Origin of the sequence: Mesorhizobium sp. M0904 (genome assembly GCF_040319475.1) — a bacterium.
Taxonomy (GTDB): domain Bacteria; phylum Pseudomonadota; class Alphaproteobacteria; order Rhizobiales; family Rhizobiaceae; genus Mesorhizobium.
Genome location: NZ_JAMYOC010000007.1, coordinates 150328 through 175923 on the forward strand (window position 1 = coordinate 150328; position 25596 = coordinate 175923).

The window sequence follows — 25596 nt, forward strand, 5'->3', positions numbered from 1 at the left end:
GCGCAAACTTCAAGCCCTAGCGGCGAAAAAGGTCAAGGCCTCACCTGTCCCGACCCGCGTACGCGGTATTTGAACGACGTCAGCTGCTCGACGCCGACCGGCCCGCGCGCATGCATCTTGCCGGTGGCAATGCCGATTTCGGCGCCCATACCGAACTCGCCGCCATCGGCAAACTGGGTCGAGGCATTGTGCAGAAGGATCGCCGAATCGATCTCGTTGAAGAACCGTTCGACGGCCTTTGCATCCTCGGCGATGATCGCCTCGGTGTGATGCGAGGAGAACGTCTCGATATGCTCGATCGCGCCGCCAATGCCGTCGACCAGCTTCACCGCAATGATGGCGTCGAGATATTCGGTCACCCAATCTGCATCGGTCGCGGGCTGGGCGTCGGAATAAAGCTTCAGCACCTCGGCATCGGCATGGATCTCGCAGCCTGCCGCCTGTAGGGCCCCGAGGATCGGCACCAGGTGCGTGCCGGCGACGGCACGGTCGACCAGCAGCGTCTCGGCAGCACCGCACACCCCGGTGCGTCGCATCTTGGCATTGACCGCGATCTTGACCGCCATGTCGAGATCGGCCGATCGGTCGATATAGAGATGGCAGATGCCCTCGAGATGCGCGAAGACCGGCACCCGTGCCTCGTTCTGCACACGCTCGACCAGGCTGCGGCCGCCGCGCGGAATGATGACCTCGAGATTGCCGGAAAGCCCTTTCAGCATTTCGCCGACGGCGGCGCGATCGGTGGTCGGCACCAATTGTATGGCATCCTCCGGCAGCCCGGCTGTCTTCAGCCCCTCGACCAGGCAGGCATGGATCGCGGCGGAAGAATTCGCCGAATCCGAGCCGCCGCGCAGGATCACCGGATTGCCCGCCTTGAGGCAGAGCGCGCCGGCATCGGCGGTCACGTTCGGCCGGCTCTCATAGATGACGCCGACGACGCCGAGCGGCGTGCGCACCCGTTCGATATGCAACCCGTTCGGCCGCTCCCAGGCGGCAATGACATTGCCGACCGGATCGCGCAACCCGGCGATTTCATTTATACCGTCTGCCATGGCGCGGATGCGGGCGGGATCGAGCTTCAGCCGATCCATCGACGCTGCCGACAGGCCAGCCTCCTTGCCGTTTCTGATGTCGATGGCATTGGCGTCGAGGATATCCTGCTCATATCGAAGGATCGCCTGAGCCATGCCGACCAGCGCCGCGTGCTTGCGCTCGGCCGCTGCGATAGCCAGCGGTCGGGCCGCGGCACGCGCGCGGCGGCCGATATCGGCCATCAGCGCCACGGTATCGTCCCGGGATTTTTCATGCAGCGTCAGCATGGCTCATCCTCCGCTATTCAACCTGATCACCGACTACTTGCTCGCCGCCGGCATGGCTCACCACAAGGTCGTCGCGGTGGATCATGGCCGAACGCGCCTCGTAGCCGAGCAGGGTTTCGATCTCGGTCGTCTTCAGGCCAGCGATCCTTACGGCATCGGCGGCATCATAGGCAACCAGCCCGCGCGCTATCTCGCGGCCCTCGGGCGACAGGATCGCCACCGTATCGCCGCGCGCAAAATTGCCGCTGACCAATTTGACGCCGGCCGGCAGCAGCGACTTGCCGGAGAGCAGCGCGCCGATGGCGCCGGCATCGACGGTCAGCCGTCCTGCAGGTTCGAGCTGCCCGGCGATCCAGGTCTTGTAGCCCTTGACCGGATTGGCACTCGGCCGGAAGAAGGTGGCGCGCTCGCCGCGCTCGATTGCCAGCAGCGGCGACAGCCGCGTGCCCGATGTGATGATCATGGCGGCGCCGGCGGCGGTGGCGATCTTGCCGGCGTCGAGCTTGGTGCGCATGCCGCCGCGCGACAATTCCGAAGCGGCAGCACCCGCCATTGCCTCGATGTCGGGAGTGATGCGGTCGACGACGGGAATGAACCGAGCTTGCGGGTCGCGCGCAGGCGGTGCCGTGTAGAGCCCGTCAATGTCGGAAAGCAGCACCAAAAGGTCGGCGCCCATCATAGTGGCGACGCGCGCCGCCAGCCGGTCGTTATCGCCATAGCGGATTTCCGATGTCGCCACCGTGTCGTTCTCGTTGATGACCGGCACTGCCGTCATCTTGAGCAGCGTCGAGATCGTCGCCCGCGCGTTGAGGTAGCGGCGGCGCTCTTCGGTGTCGCCGAGCGTCAGCAGGATCTGGCCCGATTTCAAGCCATTCTTGCCGAGCGCATCCGACCAGGCGCCGGCCAAGGCGATCTGGCCGACGGCAGCAGCGGCCTGGCTCTCCTCGAGCTTCAGCGCTCGCTTGCCGAGGCCGAGGATGGTGCGGCCGAGCGCAATCGCCCCGGAAGACACGACGAGAATTTCTGCGCCGCCATTGGCCAGCACGGCGATGTCGTCGGCAAGCGAGGCCAGCCAGTCGCGCTTCAGGCCCGTCGTGCGGTCGACAAGCAGCGCCGAGCCGATCTTGACGGCAATGCGCCGATAATTTTTCAGCGATTGCGCGGCCATGGCTATGTGTTCCAGCGCGTCTCGACCGGCGCAGCGACAGCTTCGCGGGCCTCCGCCACTACAGCCATCAGCGCGCGCAACACCGCCTCGACGCCTTCGCCGGTGACAGCAGAAAGCAGCATCGGCGCGCGGCCGGCGGCACGTTTCAGCGAGGCGGCCTTTTTCTTGCGTGCGTCGGCATCGAGTATGTCGACCTGGGAAAGCGCGACGATTTCGACCTTGTCGGTCAGCCCGTTGCCGTAAGCGTCGAGCTCGGCACGCACGGTCTTGTAGGCCTTGGCCGGATTTTCTTCCTGCGCCGAGACGAGATGCAGAAGGACGCGCGTGCGCTCGACATGGCCAAGGAAGCGGTCGCCGATGCCGACCCCTTCATGCGCGCCTTCGATCAGGCCCGGAATGTCGGCGATGACGAACTCGCGCCCGTCGATGCGGGCCACGCCAAGGCCCGGATGCAGGGTGGTGAAGGGATAGTCGGCGATCTTCGGCTTGGCCGCGGTGACCGCCGCCAGGAAGGTCGACTTGCCGGCGTTGGGCAGCCCGACAAGGCCGGCATCGGCGATCAGCTTCAGCCTGAGCCAGATGTTGAGCTCTTCGCCTGGCAGTCCGGGATTGGCGCGGCGCGGCGCCTGGTTGGTCGAGGTCTTGAAGTGCTGGTTGCCGAAACCGCCATTGCCGCCCTTGGCCAACAGGAAGCGCTGGCCGACGACCGTCAGATCGCAGATCAGCGTCTCATTGTCCTCGGCAAAGACCTGTGTTCCGGCCGGCACTTTCAGCGTTACGTCGGCCCCCTTGGCGCCGGTCATGTTGCGGCCCATACCGTGCGTCCCGGTCTTGGCCTTGAAATGCTGCTGATAGCGATAGTCGATCAGCGTGTTTAGTCCGTCGACCGCCTCCACCCAGACATCGCCGCCGCGGCCACCATCGCCGCCGTCCGGACCGCCGAACTCGATGAACTTTTCGCGCCGGAACGACACCGAACCGGCGCCGCCGTCGCCGGAGCGGATGTAGACCTTGGCTTGATCGAGAAATTTCATCGGATTGTATGGTTTCTGTTATTGGCTTTGCGGGATTGCTCTAAACCAAGGCGGGTCGAAGGGCGAGGGCCGTTTTTGCTACTGTAACGTCGCGCGTAGCTCTGGACGCGTAGCATTTGGTTGACCCTTGCCGAAAATCGATCCTCGGCTTTCCAAGCGCGAGATGTCGGAATGAAGCTGGTAACTTACAATATCCACTACGGCGTCGGCCTCGACGCCCGCTATGATGTCGGCCGTATCGCCGATGCCGTGCGCGGCGCCGACGTGATCGCGCTGCAGGAGGTCACCCGCGCTAACCCGAAGAATGGCGGCCGCGACATGGTGGCCGACCTCGGCGAGGCGCTGCCCGACTATTTTGCCGTCTACGGCAGCAATTTCGAAGCCGACGCCGGCTCGCGCCTGGAGAACGGCCGCGCCATCACGACCACCTTCCAGCTCGGCAACATGGTGCTGTCGAGGACGCCGATCCATCTGTCGCGCAATCTCCTTTTGCCGCGCAGCCGCAGTGTCGAGGCGATGAACTTCCAGCGCGGCGCGCTGGAGGCGCTGATCGAAACGCCGCTTGGTCCGATCCGCTTCTATTCCATCCATCTCGACCACCGCAGCCCGGTTGAACCGCCTGAGCCAGATCCGCTTTCTGCGCCAGCGTCTGTTGAAATACCCGCTCGAGGGCGGCGGGCTCTCCGGCGTCGCCGAGATCGGCTTGCCGGACCTGCCTTGTCCCGAAGCTTTCGTCGTCATGGGCGACTTCAACATGCTGGCCGGATCGCCGGAACATGTCGAACTCGCCGGCCAGCCTGACCATGAATTCGGCATGCCGGTGACCGCCGACCTCGCCATCGATGCTGCCACACGCCTCGGCGCTGCCGGCGCCGATCTCGTCACCTGGGTCGACCCCAAGCGGCCGGGCGATACCAGCCGCTACAAGCGCATCGACTACATCTTCACCAGCGCCTCGCTTGCCAAATCGCTGAGGCGCCTGTGGGTCGACCGGCAAGCGGCCGGTTCGGATCACTTGCCGGTCTGGCTCGAGATGACGTGAGCCGCATCCATCAAAAATGCACCCAGTTCCGCAGGCTGGTCCAGGTCTTGCGATCGAGGCGGTAGCGTTCGACCGGCACCTGACCGGCAACGATCGAATTCAGCATGCCCTGGCCGGCATACTGGAAGCCGCATTTGTGGATGACCCGGCGCGAGGCCGGATTGATAACCCGCGTCGAGGCGTGCAGCACCTGGATCGTGGTTCTCTGGAAGGCAAGGTCGACCAGTGCGTGCGCTGCCTCCGTCGCGTAGCCGCGTTTCCAGTACGGCTCGCCGATCCAGTAGCCGAGCTCCAGCCCACGATCCGTGGTGTTGAGCCCGGCACAGCCGACGAAGGTCTCGGTGCCGGCCAGCGTCAGCGCATAGGCGATTCCGGCCCGGCGCGATGCTGTCATGGCGAGGAAGGCGCGTGCCTCGGCCTCGCCATAGGGATGCGGCATGCGGGCCAGCATTTCCGCGACATGGCGGTTGTCGGCGAGCGCCACCAATTGCTCGATGTCGCTTTCACGCGGGGGCCGCATGACCAGCCGCTCGGTGACCAGGACCGGGCAATCTATCGTGTAACTTTCGTCGTCTGTCGCTTCCGCTTCGGCAACCATGTCAAAGTCTTCCAGGCACAAGAAAAAGGGGAGATGGAAACCCATCTCCCCTGATCCATTTCCTGGCTTGGCCAGACACCGGTTCCCGAGATGGGTGCCGGTGTTCTCTTGCGGAACCGGCTACTCCGCTGCCTTCGTCATCGGGTTCACCGATACGTAGGTTCGGCCATTGGCTTTTTTGTTGAAGGTGACTGCGCCAGCTTCCAGCGCAAACAGCGTGTGGTCCGTGCCAATGCCGACATTGGTGCCGGGATGCCACGTCGTGCCACGCTGACGAATGATGATGTTGCCCGGAATCACGGCTTCGCCGCCGAACTTCTTCACGCCGAGCCGCTTGGAATGGGAGTCGCGACCATTGCGCGACGATCCGCCAGCTTTCTTGTGTGCCATCTAACTACTCCGATGCGCCGCGAGGCGCCTAAACGATCTTATGAACGCGTTCGCGTTCCGTTTCAAGTCCGATCCGGCGACGATTGCGCCGGTTCGTTCTACTTCTTCGCCAATTCCTTGGCCTGCTCGCGCCAGTCCTTGATCTGGTCGGCGCTGAACGGCATGTGCTCGTCGATCTTGGCGACATCCTTGTCGGACAGCTTGGCGATCTGGGCGAAGGTGGTGATGCCCTGTTCGTTGAGCTGGCCGGCGGCGACCGGGCCGATGCCCTTGATCACGGTCAGGTCGTCCGGCTCGCCCTTCGGCGCCTTGAACAACGGCGCGGCGGCTTCGGCAGCCTTGTCCTCGGTCGTCTCGGCCTTGGCTTCCTTCTTCGGCGCAGCCTCTGCCTTCGCTGATGCCTTCGGCGCGGCTTCAGCCTTCGCCTTGGTCTTGGCTGCAACTTCGGCCTTCGCTTCGGTCTTGGCGGCGGCCTTCTTCGCCGGCTTGGCGCCACCCAGCAGGATCTCGGCAATCCTGACGGTGGTCAAAAGCTGGCGATGGCCGATCTTGCGGCGCGAATTCTGCCGACGGCGCTTCTTGAAGGCGATGACGGTACGGTTCTTGCCCTGCTCGACGACTTCGGCGGTGACCATCGCACCATCGACGAACGGCGCGCCGAACGTGACGTTCTCGCCTTCGCCATGCGCGAGCACGCTACCGATCTCGACGATGTCGCCGACATTGGCTTCGAGCTTTTCGATCTTCAGAAGATCGTTGGCGGCAACGCGATACTGCTTGCCGCCCGTTTTGATGACTGCGAACATTTTTTGCCTTTCGCTGTTCGGTCGGCCTTGATGAACCGCTTCAGGCGGTTCGGCCGTCTTTTTGTCAGTCTGCGGGTTCAAAAAACAAGCGGCGCGGAAGATCCCTCCACGCCGATTGCGCGCTGTCCCTAACCGAAGGTTCGGCTTGAGTCAAGGCAAGCGCCGCGGGCAAGCTGCGAACGGGTTGAGCCCAGACCTTGCAAATATCGAGCAGCGGCTGCCGGAGGCTCGAAGGAAGCAGGGACAGAAGCTGCGGCGACGGGGCAGATTGGCCCTTGTAACCTGCCTGTCCAGCCGTTATCTAGTGCGCCGCGCCGGCAACGGCGGACCATGACCGCGGAGAGGTGGCAGAGTGGTCGAATGCACCGCACTCGAAATGCGGCATGGGTGCAAGCCCATCGGGGGTTCGAATCCCTCCCTCTCCGCCACTTCGGAATGTGTCCATTCCGGACCCATAGGTAACAGCATCTCTCATCGCGCCGGCAATGGCTTAAGATCGCGGGCCTATGCAGCCTTCCGCCGCAATTGGCTCACGCTCAGCCACACCGCCGAAACCAGGAAGTAGAGGGCGCCTACTGCGGCATAGCCGGCCACGTTGGAGATCGATGGCGGCATCGGCATCCGCGTCTGCGCGATGAAAAACGTGCCTGCCAGTGCCGATTGCCCTCCGCTCAGGATCATCGCCCACTGCGCACCAGAGCTCTTCCAACGGCGGACGGCGGTGCCGAGTTGAAGCAGGCCGGACAGGATCGCCCATAGGCCGAACACGCCCAGCACCCAGTTCATGCTCATCTTCAGCGCAACGACGACCGCCAGCGTTGTCGCCACACTGACCACGACGTTGATGGTCTGGGTGCGATTCTGTCCCAATCCTCCGCTGCGCGATGCGTCGACAAAATTGGCCAGGGCATCCCATGCAGGATAAGCCACGAGCAAAACCGCCGCGACCACCCCGGAATGCTGTCCCATCGTAAAGGCAGCCGCCACCCAGACAGCCGAGAACGCCGTCCGAGCGAAGTAATAAAGCTTGAGCCATTGTTCCTGGCTGGCGCGGGAAAGATCGCCACTGTGAACCGTCATTGGATCGTCCTTTCGACTAGTAGGTAGGGACTCTCGACGAACGTCGCAGAGCGATTGCTATTATGGTTAGTCGAGATCTAGGCTCGTATCCGGGGGGAAGCGCGGAGCCGCTCCAGGAGCGGGCCCGTCACGACGGCGAATGCCTTCGGATCGCCATGGGCCCGTGCTGAAAGCATCGCGCCGTGAACGGTCGCCATGAACGCTTCAGCCTCGGCACGAGGGGTGCTCATCAGTCGAAACTGGCCGTGCCGCGCGCCGCGCTCCATCACCGATGTCAGCCACCCTGACAGCGAGCGGAAATGCGCCCGGACCTCAAGGCCAACTTCCTCGGGCAGCACGGGGAGCTCGCTTGCCAACAGCGCGCAGATACAAAACGGGGCGCTGGCGTTCGCGATGCAGGCTTCCCAATACCCGGCATAGATCCGCAACTGTTCGAGCGGATCGGATTCGTGAAGTTCGACATTTGCCATCCCCGCTTCAGTTTCTTCGCGATACCGCGCAACCAGCGTCCGAACCAGATCGACCTTGCTTGGGAAATGGTGATGGATGCTCGCCTTACGGATCCCGACCACTTCAGCAATGTCGGCATAACTGAAACCGTTGTAGCCGCCAGCGACGATCAGTGAACGTGCACAAGCCAGGATGTCATCAGAGGTGGTAGACAAGTTGCTCATGCTTCTACCTACCTTCTGGTAGGATGGCAGTCAAGCCTCCTTGCAACGCGAGTAGCGTGAAATTGCGTGGCTATGGCGTAGACGTCATTCGATCTTCATTGTTTTCGGCCCTCCAATTCAGAAAGTTCCGGGTGTTTGTCGACCGCTAGCCATCCCACTTCGAGGACGAGGCAACACCCTCCGGCCGACCGGACCACCGCCAATCGCCGTGCGGCACTAGGCGTTTGCACCGACTGCGCTATCTCCCCATCGTCAGCTTGTTCTATCGCTGGTTGAAGACTGGGAGGTTTCCATGGATCGGCGACTATTTTTGACAGGAATGTTTGGCATTGCCGGGGCCGCGGCCCTTGCAAGCACAGTTCGGCCAATCAACGCAGTGGCCGGCGTTCCAACTGCCAGAAGCGGCATTCTCGATGAACTCGAGGCGCCGGATGTCGAGACCTTCGACGACGACGAAACTCAAGCAGAGTTGCAACCAGTCTATCATCGCCGGTGGCACCGGCCGCGCCGGCGCCGCCGGCGCGCTTGGAGAAGGGTCTGTCGCGTTTACTGGCGAAACGGCTATCGGCGCAGGCGGTGCTTCCGCAGGCGCGTTTGGGTCTGGTTTCGATTCTAGCAACTGGCCGGCTTGAACCCTGGCCATCGCGGCCGGGGTTTTCGCCCCAGGCGGCCGTTAGCGCCCTTAGGGAGCTTTCCTAAGGGCGCGGAGGAGGCCGACGGTGTTTGCAGGTTTCAGAGCCACCAGCCTACGACTGGACGATACGACGATTTTCGCAAGGGTCGGAGGCACCGGTCCGCCGCTGCTGCTTCTTCACGGTTTTCCAGAAACGCATCTGATGTGGAGGGATATCGCCGCAGCCTTGGCGCCCCGCTTCACGGTGGTCGCCGCCGACCTTCGAGGCTATGGGCAAAGCGGATGTCCGATTTCCTCTGCCGATCATAGCCCATACGCCAAGCGCGCCATGGCCGGCGACATGGTTCAGGCCATGAAGCAAGTGGGGTTTGAGCGGTTCATGGTTGCCGGGCATGATCGTGGCGGGAGGGTTGCCTATCGCCTGGCGCTCGACCATCCCGACAAAGTGCTCAAAATCGCCGCCCTCGACATCATCCCCACCGCCGCAACATGGGATCGGGCGGATGCCAGACTGGCGCTTGGCTTCTGGCCCTGGAGCCTTCTTGCCCAGCCGGAGCCCCTGCCGGAGCGTCTGATCGGCGCGGCTCCCGATGCCGTCGTCGACGATGCAATAACGCAGTGGGGATCGTCGGCGAAAATGGTCTCCAAAGAGGTCAGGAACGCCTATGTTGATGCGCTTCGCGATCCCGCGCATATTCATGCCATCTGCGAAGAGTATCGCGCCGCTGCGACGATCGATCGTGAACATGACGCGTTGGACCGCGCAAACGGTCGTCGCATCGACTGTCCGCTACTGGCGCTATGGAGTGGCGAAGGCGCCCTGGAGAACTGGTATGCGCAAGAAGGCGGGCCGCTGGCCATCTGGAGGAAATGGGCCGACAGAGTGGCAGGACGCGCTGTCCAAGGCGGGCACTTTTTCCCGGAAGAGCACCCCGACAGGACGGCAGCGGCTCTCTCGGAATTCTTTGAAGACAAACAGGTCGGTCAGCACAGGGTATTGTAGAGGTCACATGCTTCAGTTACGCGGAACCTCGGGAGCGCTTCGCGGCCTGAGATCGAGAACCCTCCGGAAATCCGCCCGTCCGGCATCAATGTGCTTGATAAGGGAATGAAGGCGATCTCCACGTCCACGCCTCTGATATGCGGCCTCATGTTTGTCGGACGTTGCGCATCGCCTTTGCCGGCATCCTTTGATGCTGCGAAATACGACAAGATGAGTTGCGTCGAGCTCAACGTGGCGATCGGCGCTGTCGCCGACGAAATGTCGGCGACAGCCATCGCTCGTGGCAAAGTCGTCCACACCAACATTCCGGGCTGGTTGTTGGGAGGGCAGCATGTCGCCTCGACCGTGGCTGCCCGCCAGAGTGCGAAGATCGAGCGCTTGCGGCAGCAGGAGGCTGCGATTGCGGCGGCGAGACGAAGCCGGTGCTGATTACGTCACTGAAGTGGGTCTTCAGCCCGCCACACCAGATTGATGCGCAGCGATCGCGCCGAGGAATATCTCGCCGAAATCCTTGAGCTTGGCGGCGCCGACGCCGTTGACCGCGGCGAAGGCGTCCAGATCGCGCGGGCAGCGTTCGGCCATATCGATCAGTGTACGATCCGAAAAGATCACGAAGGCCGGCACCTGGCGTTCCCGGGCAAGACGCAGCCGTACAGCCTTGAGCGCGGCCAGCAGCACCGAATCCAGACCTTCCGTGCCTGCTGCGGTATCCTGTGCGGTCCGTATCTTGCCTCGCGATGGCTGGCGCGCGTCCACGCGATACCGGAACGAGGCCTCGCCCCGAGCCAGCGCACAGCCCTTCTCGGCAATGGCGAGGCCGCCATGGCCGGCTGAGTCCAATGTCAGGAACCCTCCCGCGACGAGTTGGCGGAGCAGCGACAGCAAGAAACTCTTTTTATGCGCCACACCGGTGCCGAAGCTGGCAAGCCTGTGGTGGTTCCTGTCCAGGACCTTCTCGGTCTCATGGCCGAGCAGGACATCGACGACATGGGCGACGCCGAAGCGCTCGCCGGTCTGTGCGATCGCCGCCAGGATGAGCCGTGCCTCCGCCTCGCCATCCGCATGCGGCGCCTGGTCGAGGCAGTTGTCGCAATTGCCGCAAGGCGAAGCACTTTCGCCGAAATAGCCAAGCAGGATCTGACGGCGGCACTGCGTCGTCTCGCAATAACCGATCAGCGTTTCGAGCCGGCCATGCGCGCGCCTTTTGTGCTCAGCCGGTGCGTCCTCGTCTTCGATGAAAAGCCGGCGCATGCGGATATCGCCGAGACCGAACAGCATATGTGCCTCGGCCGCCCGCCCGTCGCGGCCCGCCCGCCCGATTTCCTGATAATAGGCCTCCAAGCTGCCCGGCAGGTCGGTGTGGAAGACATAGGCGACGTCCGGCTTGTCGATCCCCATGCCAAAGGCGATGGTCGCCACCATCACCACACCGGACAAGGTCATGAAAGCGTTTTGATTCGCTTCACGCGCGTCCTTGCTCATTCCGGCATGATAGGCGAGCGCGCGTACGCCGTTCCGCTCGAGGAACGCCGCCATCTCTTCGGTCTTTTTGCGCGACAGGCAATAGACGATCCCGCTGCGGCCTGCATGGCGCTGCACGAAGTTTAGCAATTGGCGCTTGCTGTCCTGCTTGGGCTCAATGCCTAGCTTGATGTTCGGTCGGTCGAAGCCGAGCACCACCGTATCGACGCGCCCGTCGAACAGTTGCGCGGCAATGTCGGTGCGCGTCGTCTCATCCGCCGTCGCCGTCAGCGCAATGATCGGCACTTTCGGGAAGATATCACGTAGTCTCGACAATTCTTCGTATTCGCGCCGGAACGCCGGTCCCCATTGCGAGATGCAATGTGCCTCGTCGATGCCGATCAGCCGGACATCGAGCTTGGTCAACGCCTCGAGCATTCGCACGGTCATCAACCGCTCCGGTGCAAGATAGAGCAGGCGCGTCTGGCCTGCCGCGACACGGCGCCATGCAGCGACATTGGCATCGCGGTCGAGCGAGGAATTGATCGTATCGGCCGCCACGCCGGCAAGCCGCAATGCGGCGACCTGATCCTGCATCAGGGCCACCAGCGGCGAAACGACAATGGTGAGCCCGCCCAGCACCAGCGCCGGGACCTGGTAGCAGAGCGACTTGCCGGCGCCGGTCGGCATGACAGCCAGCACATGATGCCCGGCCAGAAGCGCCTCCATCACGGCCGATTGGCCGAGACGAAAATCATCGAAGCCGAATACATCCTTCAGGACGCGCCGCTTGGAATCCTCCACCGGGACGCTCGCCGCTATCTGCATTAGGGAACTTTCGGGGATACGACCTGCCGAAATTCGCCGGCGAATCGCCAGGTGATTGCCTGGACAGCAGATTCGAACATTTATCGACCCCTCTGGTCCTGTCCGCGGCACCGTCTGAGGCGAACTTCTCTCTCATTGGCCGATATCAGACCGTCGTTCCAGCCCCTATTCGCTTTGGCTGTGAATATCGCACCGCCTCGGAGCGGTTAATCCTATCTTCACCATCATTCGGCAGGTTCAGGTTCTGCGGTGATGTTTTGAGTACCGCGGCGCCACAAGCGCCCAGGCAACACGCCCGCGTCTCTCCGGAGGCGCGGGTTTTTTCGTTCTGAGAACCGGCTGCCTGATCTTCGGGCCCGCAGCTCAGTCGAGGAAATCGGCGCGGTGCGGCGTAAAGCTGTCGACCAGTCGTCCCGCCTGCAGCGCCTTGACGCCATGGACAAGGTTGGAAGGAACGATGAAGCTGCTTCCGGCTTCCAGGATCTCGGTCCTGCCGTCGATGGTGACCTCGAAGCGCCCTTCGGCGACGTAGCTCGCCTGGACGTGCGGGTGCGAGTGCAGCGCGCCGACGCCACCCTTGTCGAAACCGAACTCGACCATCATCAGCTCGTCCGTGTGCAGGAGCACGCGTCTGCGGTTGCCATCCGGCGTCGGCGTCCATGCGCCCTCACCGGCATGCGAGAAGATTTTGGTTCCGGTCATCGCCAAACTCTCATCTTTGGTTGTTCATCGCGCCAGCCAGCCGCCGTCCACCGGCATCACCGCGCCATGCATATAGTTCGACGCCGGCGCCAGCAGGAAGACGGCTGCGTCGCCGATGTCTTCCGGCGCGCCCCAGCGCCCGGCCGGAATGCGCGCCAGGATCGACGCGCTGCGGTCGGGATCGGCGCGCAGCGCCTCGGTGTTGTTGGTCTCGATATAGCCCGGCGCAATGCCGTTGACATTGATGCCTTTTGCCGCCCATTCGCATGCCAGCAGCCGGGTGATGCCGAGCACGCCGTGTTTGGAGGCTGTGTAGGAGGCGACACGAATGCCGCCCTGAAAGCTCAGTACCGAGGCGATGTTGACGATCTTGCCACGCCGCCCCGGCTCGGCAAGGACGCGCCTGGCAAAGCGCTGGCCGAGGAAGAACACCGTCTTGAGATTGACGCCGATGACGTCGTCCCAGTCGGCTTTGGTCAAGTCGACCGCATCGGCACGCCGGATGATGCCGGCATTGTTGACCAAGCCATCGAGCGGCCCCGTATCATCCCAGACGCGGTCGAGCATCGCCTGGGCAGCGGCATCGTCGCCAAGGTCGCAGCGGACTGCCTCGAAGCGGCCGCCGGCCGCCGCAATCTTCTCCGCCGTCTCGTCCATCGCCGACCGGCCAACGCCGACCACCGCGCCACCGGCGCGCGCGATCGACACGGCGATGCCCTGGCCGATGCCGGTATTGGCGCCGGTAACGAGGATGCGCTTGCCGGCAAGGCTGAACGCAGAGAGGTCGCTCACCTGAGCTCCTCCATCATTACCAGGTCAACGTCGGTATAGTCGACATTGTCGCCGGCCATCGCCCAGATGAATGCGTAGTTCGAGGTGCCGGCGCCCGAATGGATCGACCATCCCGGCGACAGCACCGCCTCCTCGTTTCGCATGACGAGATGGCGCGTTTCGTCCGGCTCGCCCATGAAATGAAACACCCGCGCCGCCTCCGGCAGATCGAAATAGAGATAGGCTTCCATGCGCCGATCATGCACATGGCATGGCATGGTGTTCCAGACCGAACCGGAGGCAAGCTGCGTCATGCCGACGACAAGCTGACAGGTCTTTACCCCATCGGCATGGATGAACTGGAAGATCGAGCGCTCGTTGGAGGTTGCCTGGCTGCCGAGATCGAGCCGCTTGGCATCGCCGATGCGGATCAGCCGGTTGGGATGGCCCTGATGCGCCGGCGCGCTGAGCAGGTAGAATTTAGCCGGCGCTGCCGGATTGGTCGCAGCGAACGATACCTCATCCGTGCCCATGCCGAGATAGAGCATGTCGCGCGCCTGCAGCTCGTAGGATTGACCGCCGGCCTTCACGATGCCGGCACCGGCGATGTTGACAATGATCATCTCACGGCGGTCGAGAAAATTCTTGGTCCCGGTCGGCTTGATCGCCTGCAGCGGCAGCGGCGTACCGGCGGGCATGGCGCCGCCGACGATCATGCGGTCGTAGTGGGTGTAGGTCAGGCCGATGCGGCCGGGCCGGAACAAGTCCTCGATCAGGAAATTGTGTCGCAGCTCGTCCGTTCCCATGGCAGCGGCAGAAACGGGATCGATGGCGAAGCGGGAGGTGAAATCCGTATGATTGTCAGTGTGATTCATTGCTGTCCCATGGGGCTGCCTCAATTGCTTATTCAGTTCCCGCGGCCTTGACCGAGTCGGCATAAAAAACCTGGCGCGCGTGCAGGCGCTCGCGATAGCGCTGCTGGCTGGCACCGAGATGCGCGCGCATCGCCTCCCGGGCCGCCTCCGCATCGCCTGCCGAGATGGCCTTGAGGATCACCAGATGCTCACGTTGCAGGCCGCGCTGGTAGGCGTCCGACTGGGCGATCTCGGTCGACCATGGCGAGGTGACGTCGCAAGGAATGGCGCGCCGGCCGAGCACGTCGAGCATCTCGACATAGAACGGATTGTTGGTGGCGCTGGCGATTGCGCGGTGGAAAGCAAGGTCGGCCGGTCCCGTCGGCTCGCTGTTGAGGAGCAGCCGTTCGAATTCGAAGAAGGCTTCCTGGATCGCCGCTTCCTGCGCGGCGTTGCGGCGGATGGCAGCGAGCCCGGCGGATTCGATCTCGATCGCCAACCTGACTTCGAGCACGTTGAGGGCGATCGAATCCTTGCTGCCCATCTCCGCCGCAAGAGCACCGAATGCTGTCGAGATATGCTCGGTGACGAAGACCCCGGCGCCTTGGCGCGGCTCGACCAGGCCGTCCGCGGCAAGTTTGGCCAGCGCTTCACGTATCACCGTGCGGCTGACCCCGAAGGTCTCGGTCAACTGGCCCTCGGTCGGCAGCTTCTGCCCTGGCTGGATCTCGCCCGCCTGCAGTTGCTTGCGGATCGCCGCAACGACGGTTTCCGAAAGTTTCGGTCTTCGTTCGACGCGGAGGCCGGCTGCGGTGTCTGAGGCCATGTCGCACCTCCTATTTGAAGACGCTCGGCAGCCACAGCGAAATGGCCGGAATGTAAGCGACGAGCCCCAGCACCACGAGGCCTGCGCCATAGAACGGCCAGATCGAGCGCATCGATTCCCAGACGGATATCTTGCCCACTGCGCACGCGACGAACTGCACCGCGCCCACCGGCGGCGTGTTCAGCCCGATGCCGAAATTGAGGATCATGATGACGCCGAAATGCACCGGATCGACGCCGTAGGCCTGCGCCACGGGCAGGAAGATCGGCGTGCAAATGATGATGGTCGGCCCCATGTCCATGAAGGTGCCGAGGAACAGCATCAGGAGGTTGAGCAGGAGAAGCACGACCAGCGGATCGTCCGAGATCGCGTTCATGGAGGCGATCAGCGCTGCCGGCACTTTCAGGAAGGCCATCAACCAGGAGAACGCCGCCGCCATGCCGATGATGAGCAGCACCATGGCCGTGGTGCGCACGGCGCCGTAGGTGGCATGAACGAAACCTTCCCAGGTCATCTGCCGGTAAACGAAGACGGTTACGAACAACGCATAGATGACGGCGATACAGGAACTCTCGGTAGCCGTGAACACGCCCGATCGTACGCCGCCGAAGATGATCGCGATCAGCAGCAGGCCGGGCACCGCGACGGCGAAGAGATGCGCAACGGCGGTGAAGCCCGGAAACGGCTCGGTCGGGTAGCCGCGGGAGCGCGCCACGAAATAGGCGGTGATCATCAGTGACAGGGCCAACAGCAGGCCCGGGATGATGCCGGCCGTGAACAGATCGGCGATGGAGATCTTTCCGCCTGCCGAGATCGAATAGATGATCATGTTGTGCGACGGCGGCAGCAGCAGCGCGATCAGCGCCGCCATCGATGTAACGTTGACGGCGTAGTCCGCTCCATAGCCGCGCGCCTTCATCTGCGGGATCATCAGGCCGCCTACCGCCGCTGCCTCCGCCACCGCGGAGCCCGAAATGCCGCCGAACAGTGTAGCGGTGGCGATGTTGACCTGCCCGAGGCCGCCGCGCAAATGACCGACGAGCGAGCCGGCGAAGGCAACGATCTTGCTGGCGATGCCGCCGCGCACCATCAAGTCGCCGGCGTAGATGAAAAACGGAATGGCCAGCAGCGAAAAGACGCTCATGCCGGAATTCAGTCGCTGGAATACGATGAGCGGGGGCAGACCCATATAGAGGACGGTGGCAAGGCTTGCGACGCCGAGGCAGAAAGCGATCGGCGTGCCGATAAGCATCAGCAGGGTGAAGACGCCGAACAGAATCCACAGTTCCATGGCGTCAGACCTTCACGTTCGCGGTGTCGAGTTCGGCCGCGACTTCGGCCGGCGGCAGTTCATCGAGGGTATCGTCGATCGGTGCGCCGGAGAGGCGAAGCACGATGCGCTCCAGCGTGAAGAGCACGATGAGCGCTCCTCCCGCGACAAGCGGGACGTAATCCCAGCCCCCCGATATGCCGAGTGACGGCAAGGTAGAGCCCCAGGTCAATGCGACCAGCTGGCTGCCATACCAGATCATGCCGATGCCGAAGGCGAGCGCGACGAGGTCCGAAATCATCCGCAGCCAACGCTTGCCGCCTTTCGGCAGCACGTAGAGCAGGACGTCGAAGCCAAGATGGTAGTTCTCGCGCACACCGACGGCAGCGCCGAGGAAAATGAACCAGCTCATCAGCATCACCGAGCCCGGCTCGGTCCAGCTGGGCGAGCGGTTCAGAACATAGCGGCCGAACACCTGCCATGCGACGAAGGCGGTCATCAGCACCAGCCCGATGCCGGCGATCGACAGCGCCGCCGTGCTGACGCGCGACATCACTTGCGCGACGCCGGACAGAAGCGGTCTTGGTTTTGGGCTGGAAGTCACCGGTTTTCTCCGCAAGAGGATGGCGGCGCGGAATGTCCGCGCCGCCGCTTGATCACTGCACGGCCTTGATGGCTTCGACCATGGCCTTCAGCTTGTCGTCCTTGACGTGCTTCTCGTAGACCGGCCCCATCGCGTCGATGAAGGGCTGCTTGTCCGGCGTCGTGATCTGCGAACCTGCCGCCTCGACCTTGGCGCGCGATTCCTTGACCTTGGCGGTCCACAGCTCGCGCTGCTTGGCGACGCTTTCTTTGGCGGCCGCCTTGAATATCGCCTGGTCTTCCGGCGTCAGCTTGTCCCAGCTCGACTTCGCCATGACGAAGGCTTCCGGCACCATCGTGTGCTCGTCGAGCGAATAATACTTGGCGACTTCCGCGTGCTTGGCAGTGTCGTAGCTCGGAAAATTATTCTCCGCGCCGTCGATGACCCCGGTCTCGATCGCCGAATACACTTCGCCATAAGGCATCGGTGTCGCGTTGGCGCCGAGTGCCGCCACCATGTCGACGAAGATGTCGGACTGGATGACGCGGAACTTCATGCCGGCCATATCGGCTACAGTGTTGATCGGCTTCTTCGAATTGTAGAAGGAGCGCGCACCGCCGTCGTAAAAGGCGAGCAACACCAGCCCGACCTGGTCGAACGCCGCCGCGATCTGGTCGCCGATCGCCCCGTCCATGACCTTGTGCATATGCTCTTCCGAACGGAAGATGTAGGGCAGCGAGGGCACGGTGGTCTCGGGGATGAGCCCGTTGAACGGCGCCATCGAAACACGATTGAGATCGATCACGCCGGTGCGCACCTGCTCGATCGTGTCCTTTTCCTCGCCAAGTTGCGCGGAAGGATAGATCTCGACCACATAGCGGCCGGCCGTGCGCTCCTTCACCAGCTCGCCGAAATATTTGACCGCCTCGACCGTCGGATAGCCATCCGGGTGGGTGTCGGACGAGCGCAGGACCGTCTGGGCGCTTGCCGATCCGGCCAGCAGTGCGGCGGCAACTAGCGTAGCTCCCGCCAGTCTAGAAAAATGCAGCATTGGTTTCCTCCCGTTTTTGAAACGATGGCGGCAAGCGCCGTTAGAGCCGGTACGCCTTTTTCGCGAGCGTATAGGCAAGTTCCTGCGCCAGCTCGTGCGCCTCGTCTTCGCCGAGCCGATGCTCGGTGACGAGACGCGCCAGAAAAGCGCAATCGACCCGGCGCGCCACATCATGGCGAGCCGGTATGGATGGGAAGGCGCGGGTGTCGTCGTTGAAACCGACGGTGTTGTAGAAACCGGCGGTTTCGGTGGTCATCTCACGGAACCTGCGTATGCCTTCGGGGCTGTCGTGGAACCACCAAGCCGGCCCGAGCTTCAATGCCGGGTAGACGCCGGCGAGCGGCGCCAGCTCGCGCGCATAGCTGGTCTCGTCGAGGGTGAAGAGGATGACGGTGAGGTCGCGCTCCAGCCCGACGCAGTCGAGCAGCGGCTTCAGCGCCGTCACATAATCGGTTCGGGTCGGGATGTCGAAGCCTTTGTCCCTGCCGAACTTCTGAAAGATAGAAGGCGAATGATTGCGCCAGGAGCCGGGATGTATCTGCAGGACCAGCCCGTCGTCGCGGCTCATCTTGGCCATCTCGGTCAGCATCTGGGCGCGAAACAGTTTTCGCTCGCGCTCGTCGTCCGAGCCCCGGCGGATACGGTTGAACAGCTCCGCGGCGGCGGCATCCGAAAGATTGGCGGTGTCGGCCGTCGGATGGCCGTGATCGGAGGACGTCGCACCGAAACTCTTGAAGAAGGCGCGCCGCTGGCGATGCGCATCGAGATAGCCGGTCCAAGTACCGGTGTCGCGGCCGGTGATCTCGCCAAGCCGGTCGAGATTGGCTGAGAAGCCTTCGAAATCGGGATCGACGACCGCATCGGGCCGGTAGGCGGTGACGACGCGGCCCTGCCAGCCGCTCTCGCGGATCATCTGGTGCCATCTGAGATCGTCGAGCGCACCTTCGGTCGTCGCGATGACCTCGATGTTGAAGCGCTCGAACAGCGCCCGAGGGCGATAGTCTTCACGCTGCAGCAGCGTCGCGATCGTGTCGTAGTGGCGGTCGGCTGTCTTGGCATTCAGCGGCTCGCCGATGCCGAACAGATGGGCGAGCACATGGTCGAACCACAGCCGGGTCGGCGTACCCCGAAACAGGTAATAATGCTCGGCGAAGCGCCGCCAGATCGTTCTGCCGTCGGTCTCCACTGGCGAGCCGTCAAGCGTCGGCACCCCAAGCTCCTCAAGCCGAACGCCCTGGCTGAACAGCATGCGGAAAATGTAGTGGTCCGGCACGATCAGCAATTGCGCCGGATCGGGAAACGCCTCGTTGAGCGCATACCAGCGCGGATCGGTGTGGCCGTGCGGGCTGACGATCGGCAGATCCTTGACCGCGGCGTAGAGATCGCGGGCCAGCGAAAGCGGGCGCGCCTCGGCGGCAAACAGCAAATCCGGATCCGTCAATGCGGCCACGTAATCCTCCCAACTCGGACATCGGTAGGGTTGGAAAGAAATAATGTCAACATACAAAAACTGGGTTGTTGTATGATGACTTTTCGTCGGCCATTGCCCATTGTGCGTGACGGCATCGGGTGTTACGCCGCCTGCCAGCAGGACCCAACAATCTCGATCAGACACGTGGCGCAATGACCAATAGACGCCTTTCCAACAGCACGCTGAAGGCACTGCCGGCTTCGGTCGCGGTTCCGCGCTACGCCCGCGGCGGCGTCGCACCGGGCATCGTCCATCTCGGCGTCGGTGCGTTCCATCGCGCCCATCAGGCGGCCTATGTCGACCACTGCCTGGCGGCGGGAGAGGCGGACTGGGGCATTGTCGGCGTGTCCTTGCGCAGTCCAGACACACGCGACGCACTAGCGCCGCAGGATGGCCTCTACACGCTGGCGATCAGGAGCAGCATCGGCGAAGAGCTGCGCGTCGTCGGTTCGATCCTGTCGATGCTGGTGGCGCCGGAAGATCCGGCTGCGGTGCTCGCCGCTCTGACGGATCAGCGCACCCGCATCGTTACGCTCACGATCACCGAAAAGGCTTATCTGAGAGCAGCCGGCGGCGGTCTGGACAGCACCCATCCGGACATCGTCCATGATTTGGCTAACCCGCAAATGCCACGGACGGCGCATGGTTTTCTCACCGAAGCGCTGTCGCGCCGCCGTTTCGCCGGCATCAAGCCCTTCACCGTGCTCTGCTGCGACAACCTTCCGGCCAATGGCGCCACGCTGCACCGCCTGCTGGTCGAATTCGCGGCACTGCGCGATCCCGGCCTTGCCGGGCACATCGCCGACGGCGTCGCCTTCCCGTCGAGCATGGTCGACCGCATCGTGCCGGCGACCACCGATGCGGACCGGGCGCGTATCGCCGTCGAGCTCGGCGTCGAGGATGCCTGGCCGGTGATGACCGAGCCGTTCTGCCAATGGGTGGTCGAGGATGATTTCCCGGCAGGCAGGCCGGTCTGGGAAAAGTTCGGCGTCACCATGGTCGGCGACGTCGGGCCCTTCGAGGACATGAAGCTGCGGCTGCTCAACGGTTCGCATTCGGCAATCGCCTATCTCGGCCTGCTCAGCGGCTACGACACGGTCGACCGCGCCTTTGCCGATCCGGCGATCCGGCAATTCGTCGACGGACTATGGGCCGAAGCCATCCCGACGCTGCCGCAGGACGCCGGGCTCGATACGGCCGGCTACACGGCCCAGCTCGCCGAACGCTATTCGAACACCGCCCTCGCCCATCGCACGGCGCAGATCGCCAATGACGGCAGCCAGAAACTGCCGCAGCGCATCGTCGCCTCGGCCGTCGATCGGCTGGGTGCCGGTGACCCGCCCGCGCATCTCATGCTGGTGGTGGCGGCCTGGATCGCCGCTTGCGAGGCGCGCGGCAAAACTTTGCCGGAAGCCCATTTTACCGACCCGATCGACACTCGGCTTACTGTGCTCGGCAGCCGGCCAGCTATCGAAACGGTGACAGCGATGTTCGATCTCGCCGGCTTCGCCAAAGACCATTCCCACCGCATGACACTGATCGATCTGACGGCAGCCCATCTCGAGCGCCTGCGGCGAGGCGGACCTGCCGCTGCCTTCGTGGCGCTTGGCATAGGGAGTGAGAAGCCATGAGACAAACCTGGCGCTGGTTCGGGCCAGACGATCCGGTGACGCTTGCCCATGTCCGTCAAGCCGGCGCCGTCGGCATCGTCAGCGCGCTGCACCACCTCAACGACGGCCGCGCCTGGCCGGCGGACGAGATCGCCAGGCGCAAGGCCGACATCGAGGCAGCGGGCCTGACCTGGGATGTGGTAGAAAGCATTGTCGTCCATGAGGACATCAAGACCCGCAGCGGCAACTGGCGCACCCTGATCGACAATTACAAGGCGTCGGTCCGCTCCGTCGCCGCCGCCGGGATCAATACCGTCTGCTATAATTTCATGGCGATCACCGACTGGACGCGCACAGATCTCGATTATCCCATGCCGCATGGCGGCACGGCGCTGCGCTTCGATGTCGTCGAGCTCTGCGCCTATGACGTGTTCATCCTTGAGCGAGAAGGGGCGGAGGCCGATCACCCGCCGGCCCGCGTCGAGGCCGCGCGTGTGCGACTGCAAGGGATGAGCGACAGCGACAAGGCAAGGCTGGAGCGCAACCTGATCGGCTGGGTTCCGGCGCGCGAATTCATCTTCGATCGGGCAAGCTTCCGCCGTGCCCTCGACCTCTACAAGGACGTCTCAACCGAAGGTCTGCGCGAAAACCTGTTTGCCTTCCTGCGCGAGATCGTGCCGGTGGCCGAAGAGGCCGGCGTCAGGATGGCGATCCATCCCGACGATCCACCTTTTTCGCTGTTCGGCCTGCCGCGCATCGTTTCCAACGCCAATGATGCCCGCGCGCTGCTCGACGCCGTCGCTTCGCCGGCCAACGGGTTGACGCTGTGCACCGGCTCCTACGGGGCGGGCGCGCAGAACGATCTGCCGACGATGGCCAAGGCCTTCGCCGAAAACATCCATTTCGCCCATCTGCGCAACGTCACCAAGGAGCCAGACGGCTCCTTCCACGAAGCCGAGCACCTCGACGGCGACACCGACATGGTGGCGGTCGTGTCGGCGCTGATTGGCGAAGAGCGGCGGCGCAAGGCGGCAGGCAGGGCGGACTGGCAGATCCCGATGCGTCCGGACCATGGCCACGCGATCGTCGACGACATCGGCAAAAAGGTGAACCCCGGCTATTCCTGCATCGGCCGCCTGAAGGGCCTCGCCGAACTGCGCGGCGTCATGCGCGCAGTAGAGGCACTGACGGTGTGACCAGCCCCCCTTCTCCCCTTGTGGGAGAAGGTGGCCGAGCGGAGCTCGGTCGGATGAGGGGTGCTCCAGGGATCGCCGCCGTCTCGTTTCTTCCAACACCCCTCAACCGTCTCGGCGCTGCGCGCCGATCCACCTTCTCCCACAAGGGGAGAAGGCAGGGGGCGCCTGTTAAGCCGGCAACAGCGCGCCTTCAAGCGTCGTAAGCTGGTTGAGGAACTGCTCGGCCTTGCTGCGGGTCTGGTCGTCCTTGGCGTCGGCGGCGTCTTCCCTGGCCTCCTGGATGCGGCGGGCAAGGTCGGCGCGGTCGATGTCGCCCACGGCCACAGCCGATTCGGCGAGCAGCGTGCAGCCGGCCGGAACGATGTCGGCAAAGCCGCCGAACACCACATAGCGCTCTTCCTTGCCGGAAACGGTCTTCAGCGTGACGACGCCGGGCTTGATCGTGGTCATGACGGGTGCGTGATGCGCCATGACAGTCATCTCGCCTTCGGCGCCCGGAATGACGACGGATTCGACCTGCTCGGAAACCAAGAGGCGCTCCGGCGAGACCAGTTCGAATTTGAAAGCTTCAGGCATGATCAATTTAGCGACTGGTGAATGGTGAATGGTGAATGGTCAGAAAGAATGACCTTCACTCAGCCCCCGATTTCCTATCCGCTACTCCCCATTCACAATTCACTATTGACCATTCACCATCAGGCCGCTTCAGCGGCCAGGCGCTGTGCCTTCTCGACCGCTTCCTCGATGCCGCCGACCATGTAGAAGGCGGCCTCCGGCAGATGGTCGTAATCGCCGTTGCAAAGGCCCTTGAAGCCCTTGATGGTGTCGGCGAGGTCGACCAGCTTGCCCGGTGCGCCGGTGAACACTTCGGCGACGAAGAAGGGCTGCGACAGGAAGCGCTCGATCTTGCGAGCGCGGGCCACGGTCTGCTTATCCTCTTCCGACAGCTCGTCCATGCCCAGGATGGCGATGATGTCCTGCAGCGACTTGTAGCGCTGAAGGATCGACTGCACCTGGCGGGCGACCTGATAATGCTCTTCGCCGACAACCATCGGGTCGAGCATGCGCGAGGTCGAATCGAGCGGATCGACCGCCGGATAGATGCCCTTTTCCGAAATCGCGCGGTTGAGCACGGTCGTCGCGTCGAGGTGGGCGAACGAGGTCGCCGGTGCAGGGTCGGTCAGGTCGTCGGCCGGCACATAGATCGCCTGCACCGAGGTGATCGAACCCTTGGTCGTCGTGGTGATACGCTCCTGTAGCGCACCCATGTCGGTAGCCAGCGTCGGCTGGTAGCCCACGGCCGAAGGAATGCGGCCGAGCAGCGCCGACACTTCCGAGCCCGCCTGCGTGAAACGGAAGATGTTGTCTACGAAGAACAGCACGTCCTGGCCCTGATCGCGGAAATATTCGGCAACCGTCAGCCCGGTCAGGCCGACGCGGGCGCGGGCGCCCGGCGGCTCGTTCATCTGGCCATAGACGAGCGCGGCCTTGGAGCCTTCGCCGCCGCCCTTCTTGTTGACGCCGGACTCGATGAACTCGTGATAGAGGTCGTTGCCTTCGCGGGTGCGCTCGCCGACGCCGGCGAACACCGAGAAGCCGCCATGCGCCTTGGCGACGTTGTTGATCAGTTCCTGGATCAGCACCGTCTTGCCGACGCCGGCGCCGCCGAACAGGCCGATCTTGCCGCCGCGGGCATAGGGGGCCAGCAGGTCGAGCACCTTGATGCCGGTGACCAGGATCTGCGCTTCCGTCGACTGCTCGACATAGGTCGGCGCCGGCTGATGGATCGAGCGCATCTCGATGCCGTCGACCGGGCCTGCCTCGTCGACCGGCTCGCCGATGACGTTGATGATGCGGCCGAGCATGCCCGGGCCGACCGGCACGGTGATCGGTGCACCGGTATCATAGACGTCCTGGCCGCGGACCAGACCTTCGGTCGAGTCCATGGCGATGCAGCGCACGGTGTTTTCGCCCAGATGCTGGGCCACCTCTAGCACCAGGCGATTGCCGACGTTGATCGTCTCAAGCGCGTTCAGGATCGCCGGCAGATGTTCGCCGAACTGGACGTCGACAACGGCGCCGATGACCTGGCGAACCTTGCCTGCCAGGCCGGTTTTCTTGATGGTGGCGGCCGGCGCATTCACAGCGGCGACCTTGGTTGCTGCCGCTTTCTTGGCCGGAGCGGCCTTTGCTGCTGCTGGTGCCGCGGCCTTCGGGGCTGCCGTCTTCGGGGTCGCTGCTTTCGCCATCGTCCTTACCCTTTTCGTCTCTTTGTTTCTCACACGCTTGAGGTCGATGACCTCCTTGTGAGCGTGCCTAGAGCGCCTCGGCGCCCGAAATGATTTCGATCAATTCCTTGGTGATCTGCGCCTGCCGCTGGCGGTTGTAGGTGATCGACAATTTGTTGATCATGTCGCCGGCGTTGCGCGTCGCATTGTCCATGGCGCTCATCTTGGCGCCCATCTCGCCGGCAGCATTCTCGAGCAGCGCGCGAAAAACCTGCACGGAAATGTTGCGCGGGATGAGATCGGAGAGGATCTCGCCCGGCTCCGGCTCGTATTCGTAGACAGCGCTGCCGCCGTCCCTCACTTCCGCGCCAGCCGCAGGCGCGCCCGCCGGGACAATTTGCTGCGCCGTCGGGATCTGGCTGATCACCGACTTGAACTGCGAATAGAACAGCGTGCAGATGTCGAAGCCGCCTTCGTTGAACAGGTGGATCACCTTCTTGGCGATGGCATCGGCATTGACAAAGCCCAGCGTCTTGACCTCGCGCAGGTCGACACGCTCGATGATCAGCGCCCCGTAGTCGCGGCGCAATATGTCGAACCCCTTCTTGCCGACGCAGATGATCTTGACCTGCTTGCCGTCTGCCAGAAGCTTGCGGATGTGGTCGCGGGCAAAGCGGGCGATCTGCGAATTGAAGCCGCCGCACAGACCGCGTTCGGCCGTGCAGACGACAAGCAGATGCACGTCGTCCTTGCCGGTGCCGGTCATCAGCGCCGGGGCATCGCCGCCGCCGCCGATCGCCTGGGTGATATTGGCCAGCACCGCGCCCATGCGCTCCGAATAGGGACGCGCCGCTTCCGCCGCTTCCTGCGCGCGACGCAGCTTCGCCGCGGCGACCATCTGCATCGCCTTGGTGATCTTCTGCGTCGCCTTGACCGAGGCGATACGGTTACGAAGGTCTTTTAACGAAGGCATGCTTTAAACCTGATCCCGTCCGTC

24 protein-coding genes, 1 tRNA gene and 1 pseudogene are annotated in these 25596 nt (G+C 63.4%); 6 read left to right on the forward strand and 20 right to left on the reverse strand.

Annotation, left to right across the window (positions count from 1 at the left end; translation table 11 throughout):
* Positions 1–32: 32 nt before the first annotated feature.
* From NKH80_RS09950 to obgE, 3 genes are read right to left on the reverse strand one after another with little or no spacing between them, the layout of a single operon-like run.
* Positions 33–1319, reverse strand: a complete 1287-nt coding sequence (locus tag NKH80_RS09950) for a glutamate-5-semialdehyde dehydrogenase (RefSeq protein WP_352737823.1) — start codon at positions 1317–1319, stop codon at positions 33–35.
* A gap of 13 nt (positions 1320–1332) precedes the next feature.
* The gene (gene proB / locus NKH80_RS09955) at positions 1333–2487 is read right to left on the reverse strand and encodes a glutamate 5-kinase (protein WP_352991319.1); all 1155 of its coding nucleotides are present in this window, start codon (positions 2485–2487) and stop codon (positions 1333–1335) included.
* 2 nt (positions 2488–2489) lie between these two features.
* A complete protein-coding gene (gene obgE / locus NKH80_RS09960) occupies positions 2490–3521 on the reverse strand; it encodes a GTPase ObgE (RefSeq protein WP_352737825.1) in 1032 nt (343 codons plus the stop codon).
* 171 nt (positions 3522–3692) lie between these two features.
* On the opposite strand from obgE, the pseudogene NKH80_RS09965 reads away from it, so the two are divergent.
* A pseudogene (locus tag NKH80_RS09965) lies at positions 3693–4563 on the forward strand (endonuclease/exonuclease/phosphatase family protein).
* Positions 4564–4573: 10 nt separating this feature from the next.
* Here NKH80_RS09965 and NKH80_RS09970 read toward each other — a convergent pair.
* The 3 genes from NKH80_RS09970 to NKH80_RS09980 form a co-directional block, all read right to left on the reverse strand.
* Positions 4574–5161, reverse strand: coding sequence for a GNAT family N-acetyltransferase (locus NKH80_RS09970; protein WP_352696895.1), 588 nt, complete (start codon positions 5159–5161; stop codon positions 4574–4576).
* Between the two features lie 120 nt (positions 5162–5281).
* The gene (gene rpmA, locus NKH80_RS09975) at positions 5282–5551 is read right to left on the reverse strand and encodes a 50S ribosomal protein L27 (RefSeq protein WP_023678077.1); all 270 of its coding nucleotides are present in this window, start codon (positions 5549–5551) and stop codon (positions 5282–5284) included.
* Between the two features lie 98 nt (positions 5552–5649).
* Positions 5650–6357, reverse strand: coding sequence for a 50S ribosomal protein L21 (locus tag NKH80_RS09980; RefSeq protein WP_352991324.1), 708 nt, complete (start codon positions 6355–6357; stop codon positions 5650–5652).
* Between the two features lie 338 nt (positions 6358–6695).
* Here NKH80_RS09980 and NKH80_RS09985 point away from each other — a divergent pair.
* Positions 6696–6785: transfer RNA gene (locus tag NKH80_RS09985), tRNA-Ser, on the forward strand.
* A 76-nt stretch (positions 6786–6861) separates the two neighbouring features.
* On the opposite strand, the gene NKH80_RS09990 is transcribed toward NKH80_RS09985, so the two are convergent.
* Together NKH80_RS09990 and NKH80_RS09995 are read right to left on the reverse strand one after the other, a co-directional pair.
* Entirely contained in the window at positions 6862–7437 is a 576-nt protein-coding gene (locus NKH80_RS09990; RefSeq protein WP_352991327.1) for a DUF308 domain-containing protein, read from the reverse strand.
* A gap of 77 nt (positions 7438–7514) precedes the next feature.
* The gene (locus tag NKH80_RS09995) at positions 7515–8111 is read right to left on the reverse strand and encodes a TetR/AcrR family transcriptional regulator (RefSeq protein WP_352991330.1); all 597 of its coding nucleotides are present in this window, start codon (positions 8109–8111) and stop codon (positions 7515–7517) included.
* A 719-nt stretch (positions 8112–8830) separates the two neighbouring features.
* On the opposite strand from NKH80_RS09995, the gene NKH80_RS10000 reads away from it, so the two are divergent.
* Together NKH80_RS10000 and NKH80_RS10005 are read left to right on the forward strand one after the other, a co-directional pair.
* Complete coding sequence (locus tag NKH80_RS10000; RefSeq protein ID WP_352991332.1) at positions 8831–9748, forward strand: alpha/beta fold hydrolase; 918 nt, start codon at positions 8831–8833, stop codon at positions 9746–9748.
* A gap of 210 nt (positions 9749–9958) precedes the next feature.
* Complete coding sequence (locus tag NKH80_RS10005; RefSeq protein WP_352991335.1) at positions 9959–10177, forward strand: hypothetical protein; 219 nt, start codon at positions 9959–9961, stop codon at positions 10175–10177.
* Positions 10178–10198: 21 nt separating this feature from the next.
* On the opposite strand, the gene recQ is transcribed toward NKH80_RS10005, so the two are convergent.
* The 9 genes from recQ to uxaC all read right to left on the reverse strand — a co-directional run bounded on the left by recQ (position 10199) and on the right by uxaC (position 19544).
* Positions 10199–12037, reverse strand: coding sequence for a DNA helicase RecQ (recQ, locus tag NKH80_RS10010; RefSeq protein WP_352991339.1), 1839 nt, complete (start codon positions 12035–12037; stop codon positions 10199–10201).
* Positions 12038–12400: 363 nt separating this feature from the next.
* Positions 12401–12739 carry a cupin domain-containing protein gene (locus tag NKH80_RS10015; protein ID WP_254820465.1) on the reverse strand — a complete coding sequence of 113 codons (339 nt, stop codon included), beginning with the start codon at positions 12737–12739 and terminating at the stop codon, positions 12401–12403.
* Between the two features lie 24 nt (positions 12740–12763).
* Positions 12764–13531, reverse strand: coding sequence for a 2-dehydro-3-deoxy-D-gluconate 5-dehydrogenase KduD (gene kduD, locus NKH80_RS10020; protein WP_352504895.1), 768 nt, complete (start codon positions 13529–13531; stop codon positions 12764–12766).
* On the reverse strand, positions 13528–14385 hold the full coding sequence (gene kduI, locus NKH80_RS10025; RefSeq protein ID WP_352504894.1) for a 5-dehydro-4-deoxy-D-glucuronate isomerase: 858 nt from the start codon (positions 14383–14385) through the stop codon (positions 13528–13530). Before kduI ends, kduD begins: the two co-directional genes overlap by 4 nt.
* A 28-nt stretch (positions 14386–14413) precedes the next feature.
* Positions 14414–15190 (reverse strand): FadR/GntR family transcriptional regulator, encoded by a 777-nt coding sequence (locus NKH80_RS10030; protein WP_254820462.1) that lies wholly within the window; start codon positions 15188–15190, stop codon positions 14414–14416.
* Positions 15191–15200: 10 nt separating this feature from the next.
* The gene (locus NKH80_RS10035; RefSeq protein WP_352991343.1) at positions 15201–16481 is read right to left on the reverse strand and encodes a TRAP transporter large permease; all 1281 of its coding nucleotides are present in this window, start codon (positions 16479–16481) and stop codon (positions 15201–15203) included.
* 4 nt (positions 16482–16485) lie between these two features.
* Positions 16486–17013, reverse strand: a complete 528-nt coding sequence (locus NKH80_RS10040; RefSeq protein WP_352505148.1) for a TRAP transporter small permease — start codon at positions 17011–17013, stop codon at positions 16486–16488.
* 103 nt (positions 17014–17116) lie between these two features.
* Complete coding sequence (locus NKH80_RS10045) at positions 17117–18094, reverse strand: TRAP transporter substrate-binding protein (protein ID WP_352479586.1); 978 nt, start codon at positions 18092–18094, stop codon at positions 17117–17119.
* Positions 18095–18134: 40 nt separating this feature from the next.
* Complete coding sequence (gene uxaC / locus NKH80_RS10050) at positions 18135–19544, reverse strand: glucuronate isomerase (RefSeq protein ID WP_352991346.1); 1410 nt, start codon at positions 19542–19544, stop codon at positions 18135–18137.
* 173 nt (positions 19545–19717) lie between these two features.
* On the opposite strand from uxaC, the gene NKH80_RS10055 reads away from it, so the two are divergent.
* Both NKH80_RS10055 and uxuA read left to right on the forward strand, forming a co-directional pair.
* A complete protein-coding gene (locus NKH80_RS10055; RefSeq protein ID WP_352504892.1) occupies positions 19718–21196 on the forward strand; it encodes a mannitol dehydrogenase family protein in 1479 nt (492 codons plus the stop codon).
* Entirely contained in the window at positions 21193–22371 is a 1179-nt protein-coding gene (gene uxuA / locus NKH80_RS10060) for a mannonate dehydratase (RefSeq protein WP_352991349.1), read from the forward strand. The genes NKH80_RS10055 and uxuA overlap by 4 nt, the downstream gene beginning before the upstream one ends.
* A 168-nt stretch (positions 22372–22539) precedes the next feature.
* Here uxuA and NKH80_RS10065 read toward each other — a convergent pair whose 3' ends face one another.
* From NKH80_RS10065 to NKH80_RS10075, 3 genes are all read right to left on the reverse strand, one after another.
* Complete coding sequence (locus NKH80_RS10065; RefSeq protein WP_352504890.1) at positions 22540–22947, reverse strand: F0F1 ATP synthase subunit epsilon; 408 nt, start codon at positions 22945–22947, stop codon at positions 22540–22542.
* A gap of 119 nt (positions 22948–23066) precedes the next feature.
* Positions 23067–24620, reverse strand: coding sequence for a F0F1 ATP synthase subunit beta (gene atpD / locus NKH80_RS10070; RefSeq protein ID WP_352504889.1), 1554 nt, complete (start codon positions 24618–24620; stop codon positions 23067–23069).
* Between the two features lie 67 nt (positions 24621–24687).
* Positions 24688–25572, reverse strand: coding sequence for a F0F1 ATP synthase subunit gamma (locus NKH80_RS10075; protein ID WP_352504888.1), 885 nt, complete (start codon positions 25570–25572; stop codon positions 24688–24690).
* Positions 25573–25596: the final 24 nt, after the last annotated feature.

Coding starts and splice junctions, on each gene's coding strand:
- NKH80_RS10005 (WP_352991335.1), top strand. CDS start 9,959: ATGAGTTGCGTCGAGCTCAACGTGGCGATCGGCGCTGTCGCCGACGAA.
- obgE (WP_352737825.1), bottom strand. CDS start 3,521: ATGAAATTTCTCGATCAAGCCAAGGTCTACATCCGCTCCGGCGACGGC.
- NKH80_RS10040 (WP_352505148.1), bottom strand. CDS start 17,013: ATGTCGCGCGTCAGCACGGCGGCGCTGTCGATCGCCGGCATCGGGCTG.
- NKH80_RS10055 (WP_352504892.1), top strand. CDS start 19,718: ATGACCAATAGACGCCTTTCCAACAGCACGCTGAAGGCACTGCCGGCT.
- NKH80_RS09980 (WP_352991324.1), bottom strand. CDS start 6,357: ATGTTCGCAGTCATCAAAACGGGCGGCAAGCAGTATCGCGTTGCCGCC.
- NKH80_RS09950 (WP_352737823.1), bottom strand. CDS start 1,319: ATGCTGACGCTGCATGAAAAATCCCGGGACGATACCGTGGCGCTGATG.
- NKH80_RS10035 (WP_352991343.1), bottom strand. CDS start 16,481: ATGGAACTGTGGATTCTGTTCGGCGTCTTCACCCTGCTGATGCTTATC.
- NKH80_RS10045 (WP_352479586.1), bottom strand. CDS start 18,094: ATGCTGCATTTTTCTAGACTGGCGGGAGCTACGCTAGTTGCCGCCGCA.
- proB (WP_352991319.1), bottom strand. CDS start 2,487: ATGGCCGCGCAATCGCTGAAAAATTATCGGCGCATTGCCGTCAAGATC.
- NKH80_RS10075 (WP_352504888.1), bottom strand. CDS start 25,572: ATGCCTTCGTTAAAAGACCTTCGTAACCGTATCGCCTCGGTCAAGGCG.
- NKH80_RS10065 (WP_352504890.1), bottom strand. CDS start 22,947: ATGCCTGAAGCTTTCAAATTCGAACTGGTCTCGCCGGAGCGCCTCTTG.
- atpD (WP_352504889.1), bottom strand. CDS start 24,620: ATGGCGAAAGCAGCGACCCCGAAGACGGCAGCCCCGAAGGCCGCGGCA.
- rpmA (WP_023678077.1), bottom strand. CDS start 5,551: ATGGCACACAAGAAAGCTGGCGGATCGTCGCGCAATGGTCGCGACTCC.
- NKH80_RS09990 (WP_352991327.1), bottom strand. CDS start 7,437: ATGACGGTTCACAGTGGCGATCTTTCCCGCGCCAGCCAGGAACAATGG.
- NKH80_RS10030 (WP_254820462.1), bottom strand. CDS start 15,190: ATGGCCTCAGACACCGCAGCCGGCCTCCGCGTCGAACGAAGACCGAAA.
- NKH80_RS09995 (WP_352991330.1), bottom strand. CDS start 8,111: ATGAGCAACTTGTCTACCACCTCTGATGACATCCTGGCTTGTGCACGT.
- kduI (WP_352504894.1), bottom strand. CDS start 14,385: ATGAATCACACTGACAATCATACGGATTTCACCTCCCGCTTCGCCATC.
- NKH80_RS09970 (WP_352696895.1), bottom strand. CDS start 5,161: ATGGTTGCCGAAGCGGAAGCGACAGACGACGAAAGTTACACGATAGAT.
- recQ (WP_352991339.1), bottom strand. CDS start 12,037: ATGCAGATAGCGGCGAGCGTCCCGGTGGAGGATTCCAAGCGGCGCGTC.
- uxuA (WP_352991349.1), top strand. CDS start 21,193: ATGAGACAAACCTGGCGCTGGTTCGGGCCAGACGATCCGGTGACGCTT.
- NKH80_RS10015 (WP_254820465.1), bottom strand. CDS start 12,739: ATGACCGGAACCAAAATCTTCTCGCATGCCGGTGAGGGCGCATGGACG.